Genomic DNA, 20,156 nt, shown 5'->3' on the forward strand with positions numbered 1-20,156 from the left:
GGTGCCTCTGGCAACTGGTTTCCATATGGTAGACAGGCGCCTACGAAGCCTCCAGAACAGCGGCTAGCTGAAGAAGCAGCAGTTCAGAGCCCATCTTGCCGATGAGCTGGATCCCCATCGGCAGGCCGGCGCCGGCCGCACCGCCCGTCCAGTGCACGGGGATGCTGATGGCCGGCAGCCCGCACACGTTCACCATGGAGGACCACGGCGCGAATTCGCACTGCCTCCGGTAGTCGGCGTCGGCGTCCCCGGCCCACTCGGAGGGCCACGGCTCGCTGCTGTGCCCGCCGCCGGTGAACCAGCCGACAGGCCGCGGCGACTGTGCCAGCGTGGGCATGAGCATCACGTCCCACTCCGAGTACTGGGCGATCGTGTCGTGCTCGAATTGGCGCAGGAACGCCAGTGCCTCGTTGACCTTGGAGGCGCTGCGCTGCTGCGCGCGCCGCCTGAACGTCCGCGTCAGCGGGGTCAGCAGGGCCTCGCGCTGCGGCGTGATCCGGGCACTCCCGACGCCGGCGGTCCACGCGGCGGTGAACGCGTCCGGGTAGCGGTTGTCGTAGCGGATCTCCGCTTCTGCCACGAGGTGCCCGGCGGCTTCCAGCAATGTCATGCCCTTCGCGAGGGCGTCGCGGGCTTCCTGCTCCACCGTGAACGGGAATCTGGCCGCCCAGGGACTGTCCAGGCTCACGCCGATCCGGAGCTTCGGCGGCGCCGTGCCGATGTTGGCGAGGTAGCCGCCGTCGGGCTGGCTCCCCTTGGGGACGAGCGATTCGAGCATCAGCGCCGCGTCCCCGGCCGTGCGCGCCAGGGGTCCGGCAACCACCAGCCCGGCGGCGTCGCCCCAGCTTTCGCCCGCAGGAACCAGCCCGCGCCCCGGCTTGAGGCCCACCAGACCGCAGGCGCCCGCCGGAATCCTGATGGAGCCGCCGCCGTCGGTCCCCGGCGCGAACGGCACCAGGCCCGCGGCCACCGCGGCAGCGCTGCCTCCCGAGGAGCCGCCCGAACTGCGGCCCAGCGCATGGGGATTGCGCGACGGCGGCGCGATCCGGTTTTCGCTGTAGGCCGTGAGTCCGAATTCCGGAACCTGCGTCTTGCCCAGTGAGATGGCGCCGTCGCCTTTGAGCACGGCCGCCAGGGCGCCGTCCTCCGGGGCCGGCTTGTGGTCCAGGGCGGCGCTGCCGTGCGTGGTGGCCACGCCGGCCACGTCGGTGAGGTCCTTGAAGGCGAGGGGGACGCCGTGGAGCCTTGGCAAGTCCGCGGTTCGGCGCTCGCGGAGCAGCCGGGCGTGAAGGGCATCGGCGGCAGCGGCGTCGGCCATGGCCTGTTCCGCGGTCACGGTGATGAAGGCGCCCAGGCTGGTGTTGGCGGCCTCGATGCGAGCCAGGAAATGCCCGGCGGCTTCGCGTGCGGAAATGCTCCCGGCGGCCAGCGCGTCACGGAGTCCCACGGCGCCCAGTTGGTGGATGTCAGCCAAGGAGCCGCGGCTCCAGCCGTTCCTCGAAGGCCACGGCGTCCACGCCTTCGCCGGCGCCGGCGGTGACGCGGTACGCCGCCTTGTCCCTAACCTCGGCGACTACCTCAGCCAGATCCGTGCCCCGGTACACCAGCCCCACGCCGTCGTCGGTGCAGTGCGTTTCGCCCAGCACGCCCTGGGACACCAGCTGGTGGACCAGCGGGCGGCGGCCCGGTTCCGAATCGTAGTGCACGCCGTTGGCGTACGGCAGGAAGCCCAGGCCGTTGGTGATGGGCCGCAGTTCCGGGCCATAGGAATCGGTGGTGCCGCCCTGGAACCAGCAGATGGACCCCGCGGACACGCCGGCCAGCACCACGCCGTGTTCCCAGACGCGGCGCAGCACGCCGTCCAGGCCGTGGGCCCGCCACACCGCGAGCATGTTGACCACGGAGCCGCCGTTCACCCAGACCACGTCCTGCTCCAGCAGATGGGCCTCGGTGTCCTCGTGGTTGGGCATGGTGAAGAGGTTCAGGTGGCTGAAGTCGAAGCCGGCCACGCGCGCGGCCTGGTCCATCTCTGCCGCCCACCAGCGCTGGTCCCCGGACGCCGTGCCGATGTGCGTCACGCGCGGCGCGCGTCCGCTCACGCCGGACAACTCGACGGCGTAGTGCAGCAGGTGGTCGAATTCCAGCCTGGTGCGGCGCCCGGCCTTGTAGCCGCCCGACGTCGCCAGGATGGTGGGTTCCGCAGCCGCCATTCGTTTGATCTCCTTACCGCAGTCCATAGTGCAAGCCTGTGCCAAGACTAATGCCGGAGGGAGGCGTTGGGTGGGCCCACGACGTCCGGGTTCCCTGGTCGAAGCGGAGCGAGGCAAGGGAGGCGTTGGGGACTAGGCTTGATGGAGACCTGATTTGAGTGGAAGGGACTCCCATGAGCGATTTCGAGACTGTGCCGGTGGGCGACGTTCCTGCGGACGCGAGCATCCTGGATGTGCGCGAGGACTACGAGTGGGTTGCCGGGCACGCCGAGGGCGCCCTGCACATCCCCATGGACCAGATTCCGGCCCGCCTGGGGGAGCTTGACCCGGACGTGGACCTCTATGTCATCTGCCGCACCGGCGGCCGCTCCATGCGGGCAGCGCAGTGGCTGACTGCCCAGGGCTACTCCGCCACGAACGTTGCCGGGGGCATGGACATGTGGTTTGAGTCCGGCCGCCCCATGGTGTCGGACAACGGCCTCAAGCCCGTTGTTCTCTAACCCTTCGCATACCTCTTAAGGAATATTTGATGTCAGCCAGCACCCTTACCTACACGTTCCTCGGCCCGGAGGGTACCTTCACCGAGGCTGCGCTCCTGCAGGTTCCCGGTGCTGCTGACGCAAACCGCGTCCCGTGCTCCAATGTGAACACCGCACTGGACAAAGTGCGCAACGGCGAGGCCGACGCCGCCATGGTGCCCATTGAGAACTCGGTGGAGGGCGGGGTCACGGCCACGCTGGACTCGATTGCGAACGGTCCGGAACTGCGGATCATCCGTGAGGCCCTGGTTCCGATTACCTTCGTGCTCGTGGCGAGGCCCGGCGTCGAGATCTCCGATGTCCGCCGCATCTCCACCCACGGACACGCCTGGGCCCAGTGCAGGATCTGGATCGATGGAAACATCCCGGACGTGGAATATGTTCCGGGTTCGTCCACGGCGGCGGCCGCCATCGGGCTCCTTGAGGACGACGCCGCCTACGACGCCGCCATCTGCGCCCCGCTCATCGCCTCGGAGCAGCCCGGCCTGAACATCCTGGCCGAGAACATCGGGGACAACGCCGAGGCCGTCACCCGCTTCATCCTCGTCAGCCGCCCCGGCGCCCTGCCGGAGCGCACCGGCGCGGACAAGACCACCGTGGTTGTCCCGCTTCCCGAGGACCACCCGGGTGCCCTCATGGAGATCCTGGACCAGTTCGCCACGCGCGGCGTGAACCTCAGCCGCATCGAATCCCGGCCCACTGGCCTCTACCTGGGCCACTACTTCTTCAGCATCGATGCCGACGGCCATGCCGCGGATGCGCGCGTGGCCGATGCCCTGGCGGGATTGCACCGGATCAGCCCGGCCACCCGATTCCTGGGCTCCTATGCCCGCGCGGACAAGCAGCCCGCCATCGTGGCCCCGCACACCTCCGATGCCGCGTTCACGTCGGCGCATGCCTGGGTGGATTCCATCCTCAACAGCGAGTCCTAGCTGGCCGGAACGCCCTGATGGCGGGTCGCTGCGCCATTACCCGCGGGTAGGCGATTGATCCTTCAACCCCTATCGCAAGGATGCAAGTCTGCGTATGCTTGCTTGATCCACATTTGATGGATGCATGCCCCTAACGAAGGGAGCGGGCCATGTCAGGCCGTAGAGATGACCAGGACGGCCAGGGAATGATCGTCAATCCCAAGCCGGCTGCCGAAAACCAGGACTGGGACGGCGACGAAGCCGACCGGGCTGATCGCCTGCGCTTCGAAGAGGAGCAGGCCATGATCCGGGAGCAGTCCGAGGCCCGCGCGGCCGCGAAAGCCGCCGCCGAAGCCGAGAAGAAGAAGGCGGCTTCCTAGCCCCCGATCGCGCCTATGGCGCTTTCTGCACCCGCACCAGCAACGACCTCGGCTGTACCTGCACGGTGACCTTGGTGGCCTCTCCCGAGGGATCGCCGTCCAGTTGCGTGGCCATCGGCTCCTGGCTGCGGATGACAATCTTCCCTGAACGGTAGAAATTCATCACCGGCAGGTTCCTGTTGTGCTTGAAAAGGATCTTCGCGTACATGGCGAGCCAGCCGATCGCGCTGCGGGGGCTCATGACCACCACGTCCAGCACGCCGTCGTCGATCATGGCCTGCGGGATGAAGTCGATGCCGCCCGGGATCAGCCCGCAGTTGGCAAACAGCACGCTGCGGATCTTCCGTGACTGCTCGGCGCCGTCGTCCATGGTGATGGCGACCTTCTTGCGCCGGCCCGGCAGGTGCCGCACGCCGGCCTCCGTGTAGGCGAGCCAGCCAACCGTCTTCTTCAGGTCTTCCTTGGTATCGCCCACCACCTCGGCGTCGAGCCCCATGCCCGCGATCACCAGGAAGCCGTGTTCCGAGGAGGCACCGGTCAGCTCGTTTTCGATCCCCATCACGGCCGTGTCGATGTAGCGCTGGTGACCGAAGAGGGCCGTCTGGACATTGCCGGGAAGGTCGTTGACGTCCAGGTCCACGTTGCGGGCCAGCAGGTTGCCGGTGCCGAGGGGGATCAGGCCCAGCGCGGTACCGGTGTGGGCCAGCGCCTCGGCCACCACGCGTACGGTACCGTCACCGCCGCCCACCAGAACCACGTCTGCCCCGTACTCCAGCGCCGCGCGCGACTGGGCATGGCCCGGATCCTCGGCGGTGGTTTCGAAGAAGCGGGGCTCGTCCCAGCCGGCCAGATGGCAGGCATCCTTGATGAGCTTGCGGGCCTCATCGGACTTGGACTTCACCGGATTGATGACCACGGCCACCTTCTGCAGGCCGGGCCCGGGCTTGTGGCTTTCCTCGCGGACAGCGCTCCGGCTGTGCCTGGCCTTGAGCCGGCGCACGCCCCACCAACTGGAGGCGGCGAACACCACGCCCCCAGCAAGAATCACGTACAGGATCCAGTCGCTCATGGTCCTCCAACCCTATCTCTCCGCAGCGGTCCGCAGGCCTCCCGCGCCGGGCCGCCGTCCGCCGTCGTGCCGTGGGCCTGTCCGGGAGGGGATCCGGCGGCCGATTCGATACTCTTGTGTGGTGATCGACGTAAAAGACCTCAGCGAAAATCCGGACAAGTTCCGTGCCAGCCAGCGCGCCCGCGGCGCCGATGAATCCGTTGTGGACGCGATCATCTCCGCCGATGCAGACCGCCGCGCTGCCCTGATCCGCTACGAGAACCTGCGCGCCGAACAGAACGCCTTCGGCAAGAAGGTGGCGCAGGCCAAGGGCGAGGAGAAGCAGGCACTGCTGGCCGAGGTCAAGGAACTCGCCAACTCGGTGAAGGCCGCCTCCGCCGAGGCCGACGCCGCACAGGCCAAGCAGGAAGAGCTGCTCCGTGTGGTTCCCAACCTGATCGTGGACGGCGTTCCCGCGGGCGGCGAGGACGACTACATCGTGGTCAAGACCGTCGGCACCCCGCGCGAATTCCCGGACTTCGAACCGAAGGACCACCTGGAAATCGGCGAACTGATCGGCGCGATCGACATGGAACGCGGCGCCAAGGTCTCCGGCTCGCGCTTCTACTTCCTGCGCGGTGTTGGTGCGCGCCTGGAGATGGCGCTGCTGCAGATGGCCATGGACCAGGCCATCGAGGCCGGCTTCATCCCGATGATCACCCCCACTCTGGTGCGCCCCGAGACCATGCAGGGCACCGGTTTTGATGTAAAGCACGACGCCGAGATCTACCGTCTCGCCGAAGACGACCTTTACCTTGTGGGCACCTCGGAGGTGGCCCTGGCCGGCTACCACGCCGACGAGATCCTGGACCTCTCCGCGGGCCCCGTCCGCTACGCCGGGCAGAGCTCCTGCTACCGCCGCGAGGCCGGCTCGCACGGCAAGGACACCCGCGGCATCATCCGCGTGCACCAGTTCAACAAAGTGGAGATGTTCATCTACACCACCGTTGAAGAAGCCGAGGCAGAGCACGCACGCCTGCTGGCCTGGGAAGAGGAAATGCTGGCCAAGTGCGAGCTTCCCTACCGCGTGATCGACACCGCCGCCGGCGACCTCGGCAACTCCGCAGCCCGCAAGTTCGACTGCGAAGCCTGGGTCCCCACGCAGGGCGCCTACCGCGAGCTCACGTCCACCTCGAACTGCACCACGTTCCAGGCCCGCCGCCTGAACATCCGTGAGCGCGTGTTTGCCGAGGGCGGCGCGCCCAAGGGCACCCGCGCCGTGGCCACCCTGAACGGCACCCTGGCCACCACCCGCTGGATCGTGGCCATCCTGGAGCACCACCAGAACCCGGACGGCTCCGTCAACGTCCCCAAGGCGCTGCAGAAGTACATCGGCGGGCTGGAAGTGCTCCCGGTCCTGTAGCTTCCTTGGGTTTGGGCGGCTCCACCCCACAAGCCCCAGGTTAATACTCACACTGTGGACAAGCCGTGAGTATTCACCGCCCGTTAACCCCATGCTGTGGTGCACGTCCTAGCTGCTGTCGGAGGGGTCTGCTTCACTGGAAGCATGACTATTTTGACTGGCACCTCAGTCGCTGGCATCGATGACCAGCGGAACTACAAGCAGAAACTCATGGTCGCCCTGGATGTCGACGGCACGCTCGTCGACCACGACGGCCACATGTCCGAGGGCGTGCGCCGCGCAGCCCAGGACGTCGTCGCCGAGGGCCACGATGTCCTCATCGCCACCGGCCGCTCCCTCAACGCGACCCTGCCCATCATCGAGCAGATCGGCCTGTTGCACGGCTACGCGGTGTGTTGCAACGGCGGTGTGACGCTCCGCCTGGATCCCGCCCTGGACGCCGGCTACGAGATCATCCACAAGGCCACCTTCGACCCCGCCCCGGCCCTCAAGGCCCTGCGCCAACGGCTGCCCAACGCCAAGTACGCCCTGGAGGACGAGGACGGCAACTTCCTCTCCACGGAACGCTTCCAGGACGCGAGCTTCGGTGTCGAGGCCATCGGCGTGGACTTCCAGACCATGCTCGACGCCACGGCTGTCCGCGTTGTGGTGTTCAGCAGCGAGAACACCTCGGAGGACTTCAACGAGGCCATCCGCCACATCGGCCTTTCCGGGGTCACCTACTCCGTCGGCTGGACCGCGTGGCTGGACATCGCCGCGGCCGGCGTCACCAAGGCCAGCGCCCTGGAGCAGCTCCGCCGCCGCCTCGGCACGCAGCAGATCCACACGGTGGCAGTGGGCGACGGCCGCAACGACATCGAAATGCTGAACTGGGCCGGCCGCGGCGTGGCCATGGGCCAGGCACCGCAGGAAGTGCTCGCCGCCGCGGATGAGGTCACCGCATCAGTGTTCGACGACGGCGCCGCCCTGGTCCTGCGCAGCCTCCTGTAGGGCTTCACCCGCCTGGGTCCTGGCCGGCCCAGGCGGGCACCCTGCCCCGCCGAGCCGGGCTTGCCCCGCCGAGCCGGGGCGGGTCCGGTCGAGGACAGGCCCAACCAGGCCCCGCGCCTCCTACACTGATGCTGTGCACTACGAAGAGTGCCCCGCACCGCCAGGGCTGCAGCCGTTCGTCACGCAGTTCTGGTTCATCCGTGCCCTCCCGCGGGCCCGCTACGAGAAGATCCTCCCCGGCCCTGCAGCCCACCTGATCCTGAACCTGTCCACGCCCTACCGGCTCATCGATACCGGCCGCGGCACGGAAGGCCACGCGACCGTGGTCTCCACAGGCTTCTATGCAGGCCTGCAGCGGAGCTACCTGGTCAGTGAGAATCCCGAGCAGATCTTCAACATCGGTGCCCGGCTGACTGCCTACGGCCTGGCAGCGTTCACGCGGGAGCCGCCGTCGGGCCTGCAGGACAGGGTGGTGGACGCGGAAGCCGTCTTCCCGGGCTTCGCCGCCCTCCGGGAGCGGCTCAACGAGCCGGAGCCAGTGGAAGCCTTCGCCGCCCTGGGCGGCTTCCTTGAGCAGCGGCTCCGCCCCGGCTACACGGCGGACCCGCGGACGGTACGGGCAGTTGAGACGCTTGCGGCTGAGGATGTCGGGATCGGAGAGCTTGCCGCCGGCCTGGGGATCAGCTCCTCCACGCTGGAACGCATCATGATGCGGGACTGCGGAACCACGGCCAAGGCCTACTCGGATGTGTGCCGCTTCTTCCGCTTTGTCAATGCGGCAGCGGCCCTCCCGCCCGGGGAAGCGGCAGGCCGCGAGCTCCTTCAGCTGGCCGACTACTACGACCAGCCGCACCTGATCCGGGCCTTCCGGCGCTTCAGCGGCTTCACGCCGGGGGAGTACCTGCACGTGGTGCGTAGCTACGGCGCCGAATACGCCACGTTCGTCCCTGTGGAGGACGTGGTCGGCTGACGAGGCTGACAGGAACCAGCCGGCCGACAGGATTCAGTTAGTTGCGGCATTTGTACAAGACCACGGGCAGCCGCCGGTGTAGCCTCCAGCTCAAGACGCAGAATCCGGAAGGAAGCCCCATGGACGTCCAGATCAATTGGCTCGCGGTGCTCCTGGCTTCCTTGGCAACGTTCGTGGTGGGTGGCCTCTGGTACTCGCTGCTGTTCGCCAAGGCCTGGCAGAAGGCGGCGGGCGTGAGCGGTGAGCAGCTGAAGGCCGGCACAGTGCGGGTGTTCGTCGGCTCGTTCCTCCTGGCCGTGGTGATGGCGGCCTTCCTCGCCGCCTTCATCGGCAAGGGCGGTGCGGCCTTCGGGACGTTCGCCGGGTTGGCGGCAGGCCTGGGCTGGGTGGCAACGGCACTGGGCGTGAACTACCTGTTCGAGCGCCGCAGCCTGGCCCTGTTCGCCATCAACGGCAGCTACAATGTGGTCACCTTTACGGCGATGGGCGCCATCATCGGCGCCATGCAGGGCTGACGCGCCGCCTACCGTACCTGGAAGAGCCCCTAACGGACTTCGAGGATCAGCTGCAGCAGCCTGGCGGCCGCAGGACGTGCCGCGTGCTCTTCCACCCACTGCGAGCGCGCCAGGGCCTTGCTGACGGCCTGGGTGGTGATGCCAAGTTCCTGGGCCACGGCCTTCTGCTGGCCGCGGACACCGGGCGTGAGCAGGTCCAGGACCCGCCATTCGGCCAGGGTCCGGTGCTGGACGATGTGCCCCAGCAGCCGCAGCACGGCTTCGGATTCGGCCGCGATGGCCGCGAGCGGGCCTTCCACGGCGACAGGGATGCGGTCCTTGCCGTTGCGCAGGCGGTCCACGGCCCGCCGCGCGTACACGAGTCCGTGGCCCGAGGCGTCCTTCACGAGGTTGGGCAGCGGCTCGTTCACGGGCCCCACGCCGATCCCCACGTACCACTGCCCGCCGCGAAGGGCGATCAGTGCCGTGTCCACAGCCTGGTGCGGACATTCGACGATGCCCTGGACCTCGTCCTCCACTGAGCGGTCGAAGTCCAGCCGCGCGGGAATGTGCCGCAGGTCCTTGAGGAGCTGCGGCACCAGGTCGCCGTCGTGGCGGCTGTCGCGTTGGTTGATCGTGAGCGTGAACATCGTGGATCACATGCTACCGGCTGGTAGTCACCCCGCAAGTGGGATTCAAGTAACGGTTGCCGGCACTGTCGGCTGCGGCTGTTGGCCCTGGGCCACGCCTGAACGGAGGTCGATGGCCACGAATTGGGGGTCCCAGGAGTCGCCGCCTCCGCTGAAGGCCGAGAACACCAGGACCACCACGTAGAACGGGAAGAAGGACCAGCAGACCGCACGCCAGCCGCCCAGCCAGGCCCCGGCCGTCGTGCCGTCCTTGGTCCGGACGGAACGCATGCCGCCGGCGGCGTCGCCCACGCTGCCCGCCGTGCCCCAGATCATGCCGTAGATGAACAGGCCCACGAACCACAGGACGGCGTGCAGCACCAGGAAGAAGGTGTCATTGAGCGCCAGCTGGACGCCGCTGCTGAACATCGCGGACCGGACGGCCGCCAGGAGCAGGGCCACCACGCCGTAAGCGGCCACGAACACGGCCGCGTCAAGGGCCCGGGCCCAGAAGTGCTCCCAGCCCGCTTTGCGGACGTAGAACGCCCCGGTGGCGGTGTGCCGCCGGACGGGCCGGCCCGTCAGTGCATCGGCCAGTCCCGTTGCGGGCGGGAACCCGGAACGGGCCCCGGTCCCGTTGAAGCCAGCCATATGAAACCCCCCGTGTGCATGGACCTGCGTCGCTCGAAAAATGCTCGTCCAAGCCTAGGCTGGCCCTGCAACCACCGCCATGGGGAGACATCCCCATGTGCCTCACCACGGCTCAAAGAACGACGGCGGCCGGTGCGGTCCGCAGGGAACCGCACCAACCGCCGTCGGGCGTTGGCTGTTACGCGCGCTGCTAGTGCGCTGCCGGAACGTAGCGCTTGATGGAGGCTTCCAGCTCGGCTTCGGCAGCGGCGCGGTCGCCCCAGCCCTCGGCCTTGACCCACTTGCCGGGCTCCAGGTCCTTGTAGCGCGTGAAGAAGTGCTCGATTTCCTTGATCAGGAATTCGCTGACGTCGCTGACTTCCTGGATGTGGTCGAAGCGGGCGTCAACCGGCACACACAGGACCTTGGCGTCTCCGCCGCCGTCGTCGGTCATGTTGAAGACGCCGATGGGGCGGGACTCAACGATGACGCCCGGGTGCAGATCGAAGTCCTGCAGGAGCACCAGTGCGTCCAGGGGGTCGCCGTCCTCGCCCAGGGTGTTCTCGAAGAAACCGTAGTGCGTGGGGTACTGCATGGAGGTGAAGAGGACGCGGTCCAGGCGGACGCGGCCGGTCTCGTGGTCAACTTCGTACTTGACGCGCGATCCCTTGGGGATCTCGATGGTCACGTCGTGCTTCATGGAATGCTCCTTGACGGGGTATGTGCGGGCAATGGGCTCCGCCGCGACGGCGGCCGGCACGCAGGCGCCGGTACCTCGGGCAGGCTGTTCAGCCCAGGGCTGGCGGCAGGCAAAATCGCAGCCGGTACCGCCGACTACTATTGAGGATATAGCGAGAGGCCCAGGTTTCTTGAACCGGCGGGGACATTTCAGGACTGACAAGGACCAAAAAGCTGCATGAACGGCGTTAAGGACGCGGGGGCCCGCAAGCGGGTGTCTGTGGCATGGGGGCGCTGGTTCACCCCGGTGATGCTGATCCTCGTGCTGCTTGTTTTGATGATCTCCACAGGCCTCGGCCTGGTTCCCGGCCTGTTCGCCGGCCCCGCCGCCCCGGCCCCCGGCGTTCCGGCCTGGCAGCTGCCTCCCACCCAACTTTCACGGCCCGACGCCGTCGCACCGTTGGGTGCCGACGCCCCGCTCCCGGTCCCTGCCGAACTCGCGCGGCTGCTCAACGGCAGCCTCAAGCCCGACGGCGCGGGCACCTTCACCGGCGTCGTCCAGGATGCCTCCACCGGGCAGGTGCTGTTCGACCGCGACGGCGACGCGAACCGCATCCCGGCGTCGAACATGAAGCTGCTCACCGCCGTCGCAACGCTGCGGGCCGTGGGCCCCGAGACGCGCTTCAGCACGCGGGTGCTGGCCGGCGACGCCCCCGGCAGCGTGGTCCTTACCGGGGGAGGGGACGTGCTTCTCGGTGCCGGCGAACCGCAGCCCGGTGCCGTCATGGGCCACGCCGGCCTGGCGGCCCTGGCACGGGACACGGTCGCGGCGCTCGCGGAGCGTGGCATCAGCGGCACCGTCACGGTCCGGGTGGACGACTCCCTCTTCGAAGGTCCCGGACTGAACCCGGCCTGGGCGCCCGGCGACGTGGACGCCGGCGAAACCGCGCCGCTGTTCCCGCTGGCCCTCAACGCCGCCCGCAGCTCCCCGAATAACACGACGGGACCGCGCCCCAAGGATGCCGCAGCCACGGCCGCCGAGACCTTCGCCGCGCAGCTCAGCATGGCCGGTGCGGCGTCCGGGCTTACCTTGGCACCCGGCGTCGAGCGTGCCAAGGGCGATCCCGCGCAGGTGCTCGCCACCGCGGAGTCCGCCACGGTCAGCCAGCAGGTGGACCTCATGCTGGAAACCTCGGACAACTACCTCGCCGAGGCGCTGGGGCGGATGGCCGCCGTGAAATCCGGCCTTCCGGGAAGCAACGACGGCGCCACCGCGGCCGTGCGCCAACAGCTGGAGGAGTTGGGGATCGCCGCCGGTTCCATGCGCCTGGCCGACGTTTCGGGCCTGGCCCTGGAGAACCAGGTGAGTGCCCGGCAGTTCGCCGAGGTGGTGCGGGCCATCACCAACGGGCCGGAACTGCGGCTCAGGGCAGCCCTGGACGGTTTCCCGGTGGCCGGCCTCACGGGCACCCTGGACCAGCGCTATGGGGAGGCCAGCACGGCCGGCGGCGCTGGCCTGGTTCGGGCCAAGACCGGAACGCTCAACACCGTGATCGCCCTGAGCGGCTACGTGGTGGACGCGGACGGCCGGCTCCTGGTGTTCTCCTTCATCGGCAACGGCCTGGAGCCCGGCGCCGCGGGCAACAAGGTGGCGCTGGACCGCTCGGCGTCGGTCCTGGCAGCCTGCGGGTGCCGCTAGCCCAAGTAGGTAGCAGTAGGTGTCGTTTTGAGCGCCCAAAACGACACCTGCCGCTACTCAGTTGGGCTGGGCGCCTTCCCCGGTCAGCGAACTTAAGGGTGCGCACCCAGCCTGCTGTGGTCTGATGGACGCATGGTGTCTTCTGCCCGAGATTCGTCCGCAGGGGCCCAGTCCCTGATCAACTGGGAACTGGCCGCCTCGACGGCCGCCCGGCTTGCCCCGCCCGGCCCTGCCCTCAGCGCGTCCGAAATCGGCAAGGCGGTGGACAATCTGCGCTTCAATGCGGACATTTCCGTGCCGCACGTCCACGACATCACCGGCCTTGAGGCCGCCCGCGACCTGCGCGATTCCCACGTCCTGGTGGTGGACCGGGCCTCCTGGGCCAAGGCCAACACCCAGAGCTTCGCCGTGATGCTCCAGCCTGCCCTGCAGCAGATGATGGAAACGCGGACCTCTGCCCTGAGCCCTGCCGCGGCAAGCGCCAGCGGGGCCATCACGGGCAGCCAGCTCGGCGCCATCCTGGCGTTCCTGTCGAGCAAGGTCCTGGGCCAGTACGATCCCTTCGCCGCTCTCGCGCCGGAGTCCAACGCCCCGCCGGCCGGCAGGCTCCTGCTGGTGGCACCCAACATCATCTCCGTGGAGCGCGAACTCAATGTGCATCCGGACGACTTCCGGCTCTGGGTCTGCCTCCACGAGCAGACGCACCGGGTCCAGTTCGCGGCCGCGCCATGGCTGCGGCACCACATGCTGGACGAGATCGGGAAGCTCAGCGAGCACCTCCTGGGCAACGTGGACTCCCTGGTGGAGCGGGCCGCTGCCGCCGCCAGGTCCCTGCGCGACCGCACCTCCTCCGGTTCCATGCCGGGCCGCGGCGCCATCCTGGACCTCCTGCAGAACCCCGAGGAAAAGGCGTCGCTGTCCCACCTCACCGCCGTCATGAGCCTGCTGGAAGGCCACGCCAACGTGGTGATGGATGCCGTGGATTCGAGCATCGTCCCTTCCGTGAAGACCATCCGGCAGCGCTTCAACGAGCGCGGCAAGGACCGTGGCGTGGTGGAGAAGTTCATCCGCAACCTGCTGGGCCTGGACGCCAAGATGCGCCAGTACACCGACGGCGCCAAGTTCGTCCGCGAAGTGGTGGCCGTGGCCGGCATGGAGGGCTTCAACCGCGTCTGGGAGTCTCCCGAGCACCTCCCCACGGAAGAGGAAATCCACGATTCCCGGCGGTGGCTCGAGCGGATGGGGCTGTGAGCGGCGGCGTACCCAGGGGAGGCGTACCCAAAGGATCCAGCGGGGGACTGAGCAGCGGTCGACGCCGGCCGGGGCGCCTGGCGCCCGTCGTCGGCAAGGCGCGCAAGATGTTGCAGAACGCGCTCGCCGACGCCGGCTACCCGGAACGGGTGCTGGTGGCCTGCAGCGGCGGCCCCGATTCCCTGGCCCTGGCAGCCGTGGCCGCCTACTTCGCCCGCCGCGGCCACGTGGACGGCCGCCCGGTGTCCGTGGCCGCCGTCGTGGTTGACCACCAGCTGCAGCCCGGCTCGGCCGACGTGGCCGCGCGTGCCGTCCGGACCCTGGAAGACCTTGGCCTTGCGCCCGTGCAGCTGCGCACCGTGGAGGTCGCGTCCACCGGATTCGGCCCGGAGGCCGCCGCACGCGATGCCCGGCACGCGGCCCTGGACGCCGCTGCCGAGGAACTCGGCTGCCAGGCCATCCTGCTGGGCCACACCCTGGACGACCAGGCCGAACAGGTGCTGCTGGGCCTGGCCCGCGGCTCCGGGACCCGTTCCCTCGCCGGTATGCGCCCTGCCCGCGGGCGGCTCCTTCGCCCGTTCCTGGGCCTGCGGCGCGAGGAAACCCTGGACATCTGCGAGGCCGAGGAACTCGATCCCTGGCACGATCCCAGCAATGCCGATCCTGCCTTCGCCCGCTCCCGGACCCGCGTGGAGGTCATGCCCGTCCTCGAGGAAAAGCTGGGGCCCGGCGTCGCCGAATCCCTGGCCCGCACGGCCGCCATCCTGCAGCAGGACGCCGATTTCCTCGAAGACATGGCGAAAGACACATATGAGGCGCTCAGGCAGCGCATGGACGATGGTGTCTGGCTGCCCGAGGACGCCGTCCGGGACCTCGCGCCGGCACTCAGGTTCCGGGTCATCGCCAAGGCAGCGGCCGACGTCGGCGGGCAACAACCGGGGTACGGGCGCCTTCAGGCGGCCGAAGCGCTGCTGCGCCGGCAGGGTTCGGCGGGGCCGGTGGAGCTGCCCGGGCACGTGGGCGTGTACCGTCTCTCGCTCAGCGATTTGGAGCAGGAACAGGCCCTGGCGGGCCCCGGGGTTCCCCGGGAGGCCGCCCGCTGTGGGAAGCTAGTATTCCGGCATCAAAAACCGCCCCAACAGTAGCCGCACCCGCATCAACACAGGAGCCATTGGTGGATTCAAACGACGTTCAGGCAGATCTCAAGCACGTTCTCTACACCAAAGAGCAGATCCAGAACCGCATCGCTGAGCTGGCCGCACAGATCGACAAGGACTACGCAGGCCGTGACATCCTGATCGTGGGTGTCCTCAAGGGCGCCGTCATGGTCATGGCAGACCTCGCCCGCGCACTGCACAGCCACGTCAGCATGGACTGGATGGCAGTGTCCTCCTACGGCTCCGGCACCCAGTCCTCGGGCGTGGTGCGGATCCTCAAGGACCTCGATACCGACCTCATGGGCAAGGACGTCCTGATCGTCGAGGACATCATCGACTCCGGCCTGACCCTCTCCTGGCTCAAGTCCAACCTGGAATCCCGCGGCACCGCCAGCGTGGAAATCTGCACGGCCTTCCGCAAGCCGACCGCGGCCAAGGTGGAAATCGACGTCAAGTACGTCGGTTACGACATCCCGAACGAATTCGTGGTGGGCTACGGCCTGGACTACGCCGAGAAGTACCGCAACCTGGACTTCGTCGGCACCCTGGCTCCGCACGTCTACGAGTAGACCCCACAGTTTCCGGCGCCACGCGCGAAAGGCGGCCTCCCTTGGGAGGCCGCCTTTGCTGTTAACGCCGGCTTCGGGTGGGGACCGTCAGCCGCCCCACATGGCCTGGTTCAGGGGAGTCACCGTCATGCTTTCGAGCCGCGCGGTTCCTCCCTCGGAGAAGACCGAGATGGTGTTCGCACCAGCGGCTGGGAAGACCTGGTCCGTGATGGTCGTCAGGCCGTCCTGGGCGAAGAGCTCCACGGATGCACGGTCCACGTACAGGCGCAGGTGGAGCCGGCCATTGATCAACTCGACGCGCGCGTCCTCCACGGAACTGAAGGCCGGATGGAAGCCCTCGTTGCCGGAGTTGGTCCTGTCCAGGGAAAGGCGGGTGGTCGATGGTGAGTAGCTGATCCGGGTTGATTCGCTGGCGTTTCCGAGCACCTTCAGGCCGAACGACGACGCCGTGCCAGGAGAGAACTCGGCATCGATCTGAACCACGTCCCCCGTGACCGGAAGCGTGGTGGTTCCCGGCGCTATGTCCTGGGCAGATGCCGTGTATGTCGCGGCCGTGTTCTTCAGCGCGTCCGCCTGGGACACCACCTGCTGCCGCAACCTTGGGCCTGCAGGCGTCTGGGTCAGGACGACTTCACGCGGCAGGGCCATGGTTCCGCGCCAGGTGGTGGTGGGGGTGTTCTGGCCGTAGTCCCAGTTGTTCATCCAGCCCAGCATGATGCGCTTGCCGCCCGGAGCATTGTTGAAGGACACCGTGGCGTAGTAGTCCCTTCCCCAGTCCAGCCAGTCGTGCGGCTCAAGGCGGGATTCGTCCGAGGAGACAAACTCATCGGCCAGGATGTGCCCCCACCCGCCGCGGTTGTTGTCCACGATCCGGATGGTGGCCTGGCTGCCCTTGTAGGCGCTGACGTCCCAGGCGGTCCATGCCAGGTGTTCGCTGTTCGCGCCGCTTGCACTGCGGACAGTATGGCCGTTGACCACCAGGTTCACCGTGGTTTCGCTGCTCCGGGCCTTGGCCGGTTCCGAACCAAGGACCATGTTGTCCAGGGTCAGGTGCCCCCATGTGCCCGTTGCGTTGTCCACGATCCGGATGCGGGCGATCTGGCCGTACCAGGGGGAGACGTCCCAGTTCTTCCAGTTCAGGTCTCCCGAATTGGCGCCGCTTGTGGTGCGGACCGGCACGCCGCCCACCAGCAGTTCCACCTGGAGTTGCCCGTCGGTCCGATCGCCGCCGCCCAGGAGGAAGCCGATGTTGGTGTTGGTCAGGTAGAACTCGGGCGACGTGATGGTGCCGACGTTGTTGTCCTGGTACGGGCCGCCCTCGAAGGTGTTGATCCGCTTCCCGATGGCGAATTCACCGCCCGACGTCGAGGGGTTGAGTGCCGCCTGGAAGTCGCCGGTGAGCTGCCAGCCGGCTTGGGTGAGCGTTCCGGGGTAGTCGAAGCCGTCGAACAGCAGGTAGCCCGGAGGGGCCTGGTTTCCCGACTGCTGGCCGGTCTCCTGCGGGTGCTTACCGCCGCCCACCAGGAAGTTGAGGTAGTCCTTGTCCACGGTGAAGGGTGCCGATTCCATGGTGCCCACGGGCACGTCTCCGCCATGGAAGCTGTTCACCAGCCCGGCCCCGATGTTGCCTGCGACTGCCATCTGTCCCGCAAGGTTTCCGGCGGCAGGGGCGCTTCCCCAGGGGCCCGAACTGTTCGACGGATCGTTCTGGACATTCCATCCGCTGTAATTGCCTCCGTTGAAACCGGCAAGGACGTTGCCGGGTGGAAGCTGATCGGCGGGATCGATGTTCTCCGCGGTGAACGATGTGCCGTTGAAGGTCCCGACGAAGTACTGCCCGCCGCTGCCGCCGGCCACGGCGCCCGGGTTGATGTTCACGGCGAGGACCCATTTGATGTTGTTCGGGTCCCCGTCCACGGCGAGGGGGAAGAGGTCCGGGCATTCCCATTGCCCGCCGAAGGCATTTGCCGGTCCGAAGTCGTCCAGGTAGGTCCAGTCCTTCAGGTTGCTGCTCTTATAGAAGAGGACCCGGTGCTCGTCGGCTTCCACCGCGGCCATCACCCAGTAGGGGCCGCCGGCTCCGTCGTACCAGAACACCTTGGGGTCGCGGAAGCCGGAGGTGTTTCGGTTGAGGACCGGGTTGCTGCCGTACTTGGTCCAGTTTTGCCCGTCGTCGGTACTGTACGCCAGCGACTGCGCCTGCTTGCCGGCCAGAGTCGGGTGGGCGCCGGTGTAATTGCTCGTGTACACGGCAACCAGGGGCGGGTTCTGCAGGGTCCCGAACCCGCTGCTGTTCAGGGTGTCCACCACCACGGACCCGGAGAAGATCTCCTCAATGACGTCGTTTCCGTTGAAACCGCGCGGGATGGCGAGCGGTTGTTCCTGCCAGTGGATCAGGTCGGTGGAGGAAGCATGGCCCCAGCTCATGTTCCCCCACCCCGTTCCCTCAGGGTTGTACTGGTAGTACATGTGGTACTTGCCGTTGTGGTAGACGAGCCCATTGGGGTCATTCATCCAGTTGGCCTCCGGCGTGTAATGGAGATAGGGCCGGTATTGCTGAGTCGCCGGATCCGGGTCGGTGGCCCGGGCAGCGTTCGTTGCGATGGCGAAGGAGGCAGCGGTCAGGGCCACGGCCGTCCCGAGTGACAGCAATGCTTTGGTGCGTCTGGTCATCTTTGACAGACCTTTCAAGAGTGCTTGCCTTGCAGTACATCGAAATGCAGTTGAGCGAAGGTGCAGTACAGCGAACGACGACGGCGGACGTCACCTTGGGGCGGCGTCCGCCGTCGTCGTGGTTCTTGCCGCTATGCGGCCGGTGTCATGGTGCCGCGGCTAGGGCGTGGCCCTGAACGAGTAGCTGCTCTGATAGGGCTCGAACTGGCTCTGCGTGCCGCTGTCCAGGACCTTGGTCCCCGAGGTGGAGGAGTCCAGGACGACCGTCTTCACTGCCACGGAGGCCACTGTGTTGTTGGCGGCGATGTAGTTGTTGTTTCCGGAAGCCACCAGGATGATGGTGGGGGTCTGTCCCGACGGCGTGACGGAGGCGGACGGGACGTCGTAGCTGAAGTGGTTTCCCGTCACCGTGTTGGAACCTCCGGCGATGTGCACCAGGCCGAAGAGGTCGTCCAGGCCGTTGTTGTAGGGCTTGAGCGGATCGAAGGGTTCCATCTGGCGCAGGAAATGGTTGGCCCCGATCAGGTTTTCCGTGCAGCTGCCCTCGAAGTTCACCATGCCGGGGTAGAACGCGTGGAAGCGGTTGGACGTGATCGTGGAGCGCGTGCAGTTCTTGAAGTGGACGCTGCTCTTGCCGCGCGGGAAGACGTTGTTCCCGGACACCAGCAGCCCCATGTGGCCCTCGGCGTAGATCGAGAAGCCCACGTAGCCGGCGCCGATCAGGTTGTCCGTGACCTTCGAGGCCTGCCCTGAGCCCGGCAACTCGATGCAGCTGCCGCATTCGGCCAGGAAATTGCCGCTCACGCTCAGCGCGTCCGTATCCCAGACCACCAGGCCATGTTCCAGGTAGACCATTCCCATGCCCTCGATCCGGCAGGAATCGTTGGCGGAGTCGAAACGGATTCCGGTCTTGCCGTTGACGTAGGAGTTCTGGTTGGAGCCGAAGGACACGCCGTCGAGGCAGAAGTTCTGGAACACGATGGAGCTCAGGCGCGGATCTCCCGTGCGGTACACGCGGAAGGCCTCGTTGTTGCCGTCGGTGTTCTCCACGCGGATCCGGCTACCGCCCGGGTTGATTTCGTGCCAGCCCGAGGTGCTGCCGGCGTTGTAGCGGATGCTCAGGGACGTGAAGCCATGGCCGGAGCCACGGATGGTCAGGTAGCTGATGTCGATGTTGACGCGGGTCTTCAGGGAGTAGTCTCCCGGCGGGATGTAGACAACGGCGCCGGGCTTGGAGGCCTGGCTGGTCTGCTGGGACTTCACATCGGCAATGATGCTGTTGATGATCAGGCCGATGTCGTTGTAGGGCGTGGCCGTCGGGTTTCCTGGAACGGACCAGGTGGTGACGTCGTAAACGGTGGTCAAAGCAGGTTCTCCTCACATCTTTGGGGGTGAAGCGTTTTGGACCTGGCCCGGATGTCCGGACCCGGAACGGGTCGATCCGAAGTCCGTCAGAGGACTCCGATGATGCCGCGGTGCCCGGAAGCCGGCAGCCGCCCGCCGGCGTCGGGCGCTGTGCGGTGACCGGGATCCGGGGCAGTCCGGGCAGCGGCCTGGGTACTTGAAGCGACGACGACGGCGACCGCCGCCAGGGCTGCCGATGCCGTGCGGAGCAGGGTCCTGCGGCTCGGTTGGTACGGGCTGGGGTGCAAAGGGCCCTCCTTGGGTGGTGTGTGTGCCTGGAACGCGGCGGCCTGCCAAAAAGCTGCCAAAGCGGCCAAAATATGCCAAAACGATTTTGCGGCTGCCGTCGATCACAGTAGGGCCGGAATCGTGCGGCAGTCAAGACCCCGAAAACTCTTCCAAAGTGACGCTTGACACGCTCTTCGGATTGGGTTTAGTGTTTGAGCCAAGTCGTTTTGGCAAAACGATTTTTCACCCCGAAACAGTCTCGCCATCCCGTTC

The 20,156-nt window shown here is 67.3% G+C and carries 20 protein-coding genes; 11 read left to right on the forward strand and 9 right to left on the reverse strand.

Features of this window, described 5'->3' with window-relative positions; genetic code table 11:
- Positions 1–40: 40 nt before the first annotated feature.
- Both NVV90_RS00440 and NVV90_RS00445 read right to left on the reverse strand, forming a co-directional pair.
- A complete protein-coding gene (locus NVV90_RS00440; protein WP_258439240.1) occupies positions 41–1,474 on the reverse strand; it encodes an amidase in 1,434 nt (477 codons plus the stop codon).
- The gene (locus tag NVV90_RS00445; RefSeq protein ID WP_258439241.1) at positions 1,467–2,210 is read right to left on the reverse strand and encodes a peptidase E; all 744 of its coding nucleotides are present in this window, start codon (positions 2,208–2,210) and stop codon (positions 1,467–1,469) included. Before NVV90_RS00445 ends, NVV90_RS00440 begins: the two co-directional genes overlap by 8 nt.
- 173 nt (positions 2,211–2,383) lie before the next feature.
- Between NVV90_RS00445 and NVV90_RS00450 the strand changes: the two genes are divergently transcribed.
- The 3 genes from NVV90_RS00450 to NVV90_RS00460 all read left to right on the forward strand — a co-directional run bounded on the left by NVV90_RS00450 (position 2,384) and on the right by NVV90_RS00460 (position 4,040).
- Complete coding sequence (locus NVV90_RS00450) at positions 2,384–2,710, forward strand: rhodanese-like domain-containing protein (protein WP_258439242.1); 327 nt, start codon at positions 2,384–2,386, stop codon at positions 2,708–2,710.
- Between the two features lie 29 nt (positions 2,711–2,739).
- A complete protein-coding gene (gene pheA / locus NVV90_RS00455) occupies positions 2,740–3,681 on the forward strand; it encodes a prephenate dehydratase (protein ID WP_258439243.1) in 942 nt (313 codons plus the stop codon).
- 149 nt (positions 3,682–3,830) lie between these two features.
- Entirely contained in the window at positions 3,831–4,040 is a 210-nt protein-coding gene (locus tag NVV90_RS00460; RefSeq protein ID WP_207615842.1) for a hypothetical protein, read from the forward strand.
- Between the two features lie 13 nt (positions 4,041–4,053).
- Here the strand turns inward: NVV90_RS00460 and NVV90_RS00465 are convergent, their stop codons facing one another.
- Positions 4,054–5,109, reverse strand: a complete 1,056-nt coding sequence (locus NVV90_RS00465; RefSeq protein WP_258439244.1) for a diacylglycerol kinase family protein — start codon at positions 5,107–5,109, stop codon at positions 4,054–4,056.
- Between the two features lie 121 nt (positions 5,110–5,230).
- Here NVV90_RS00465 and serS point away from each other — a divergent pair, with 121 nt between their 5' ends.
- From serS to NVV90_RS00485, 4 genes are all read left to right on the forward strand, one after another.
- On the forward strand, positions 5,231–6,511 hold the full coding sequence (serS, locus tag NVV90_RS00470; RefSeq protein WP_258439245.1) for a serine--tRNA ligase: 1,281 nt from the start codon (positions 5,231–5,233) through the stop codon (positions 6,509–6,511).
- Positions 6,512–6,655: 144 nt separating this feature from the next.
- Positions 6,656–7,501 carry an HAD family hydrolase gene (locus tag NVV90_RS00475; RefSeq protein WP_258439246.1) on the forward strand — a complete coding sequence of 282 codons (846 nt, stop codon included), beginning with the start codon at positions 6,656–6,658 and terminating at the stop codon, positions 7,499–7,501.
- Between the two features lie 133 nt (positions 7,502–7,634).
- Positions 7,635–8,471, forward strand: a complete 837-nt coding sequence (locus tag NVV90_RS00480; protein WP_258439247.1) for an AraC family transcriptional regulator — start codon at positions 7,635–7,637, stop codon at positions 8,469–8,471.
- Positions 8,472–8,590: 119 nt separating this feature from the next.
- Positions 8,591–8,986, forward strand: coding sequence for a DUF1761 domain-containing protein (locus NVV90_RS00485; protein WP_258439248.1), 396 nt, complete (start codon positions 8,591–8,593; stop codon positions 8,984–8,986).
- 29 nt (positions 8,987–9,015) lie between these two features.
- Here NVV90_RS00485 and NVV90_RS00490 read toward each other — a convergent pair whose 3' ends face one another.
- From NVV90_RS00490 to NVV90_RS00500, 3 genes are all read right to left on the reverse strand, one after another.
- Positions 9,016–9,615, reverse strand: coding sequence for a hypothetical protein (locus NVV90_RS00490; RefSeq protein ID WP_258439249.1), 600 nt, complete (start codon positions 9,613–9,615; stop codon positions 9,016–9,018).
- A gap of 45 nt (positions 9,616–9,660) precedes the next feature.
- The gene (locus tag NVV90_RS00495; RefSeq protein WP_258439250.1) at positions 9,661–10,245 is read right to left on the reverse strand and encodes an RDD family protein; all 585 of its coding nucleotides are present in this window, start codon (positions 10,243–10,245) and stop codon (positions 9,661–9,663) included.
- Positions 10,246–10,435: 190 nt separating this feature from the next.
- The gene (locus NVV90_RS00500) at positions 10,436–10,924 is read right to left on the reverse strand and encodes an inorganic diphosphatase (protein WP_024818962.1); all 489 of its coding nucleotides are present in this window, start codon (positions 10,922–10,924) and stop codon (positions 10,436–10,438) included.
- A gap of 216 nt (positions 10,925–11,140) precedes the next feature.
- Between NVV90_RS00500 and dacB the strand changes: the two genes are divergently transcribed.
- From dacB to hpt, 4 genes are all read left to right on the forward strand, one after another.
- Complete coding sequence (gene dacB, locus NVV90_RS00505) at positions 11,141–12,601, forward strand: D-alanyl-D-alanine carboxypeptidase/D-alanyl-D-alanine-endopeptidase (RefSeq protein ID WP_258439252.1); 1,461 nt, start codon at positions 11,141–11,143, stop codon at positions 12,599–12,601.
- Between the two features lie 132 nt (positions 12,602–12,733).
- A complete protein-coding gene (locus NVV90_RS00510; protein ID WP_258439253.1) occupies positions 12,734–13,852 on the forward strand; it encodes a zinc-dependent metalloprotease in 1,119 nt (372 codons plus the stop codon).
- A gap of 107 nt (positions 13,853–13,959) precedes the next feature.
- Positions 13,960–14,997, forward strand: coding sequence for a tRNA lysidine(34) synthetase TilS (gene tilS / locus NVV90_RS00515; protein ID WP_258439254.1), 1,038 nt, complete (start codon positions 13,960–13,962; stop codon positions 14,995–14,997).
- 29 nt (positions 14,998–15,026) lie between these two features.
- A complete protein-coding gene (hpt, locus tag NVV90_RS00520) occupies positions 15,027–15,578 on the forward strand; it encodes a hypoxanthine phosphoribosyltransferase (RefSeq protein ID WP_258439255.1) in 552 nt (183 codons plus the stop codon).
- Positions 15,579–15,665: 87 nt separating this feature from the next.
- Here the strand turns inward: hpt and NVV90_RS00525 are convergent, their stop codons facing one another.
- The 3 genes from NVV90_RS00525 to NVV90_RS00535 form a co-directional block, all read right to left on the reverse strand.
- A complete protein-coding gene (locus tag NVV90_RS00525) occupies positions 15,666–18,251 on the reverse strand; it encodes a GH32 C-terminal domain-containing protein (protein WP_258439256.1) in 2,586 nt (861 codons plus the stop codon).
- Positions 18,252–18,410: 159 nt separating this feature from the next.
- A complete protein-coding gene (locus NVV90_RS00530; RefSeq protein ID WP_258439257.1) occupies positions 18,411–19,616 on the reverse strand; it encodes a NosD domain-containing protein in 1,206 nt (401 codons plus the stop codon).
- Between the two features lie 86 nt (positions 19,617–19,702).
- Entirely contained in the window at positions 19,703–19,903 is a 201-nt protein-coding gene (locus NVV90_RS00535; RefSeq protein WP_258439258.1) for a hypothetical protein, read from the reverse strand.
- Positions 19,904–20,156: the final 253 nt, after the last annotated feature.

This window comes from Arthrobacter sp. CJ23, from assembly GCF_024741795.1.
In the GTDB taxonomy this organism is placed as follows: Bacteria; Actinomycetota; Actinomycetes; order Actinomycetales; family Micrococcaceae; genus Arthrobacter.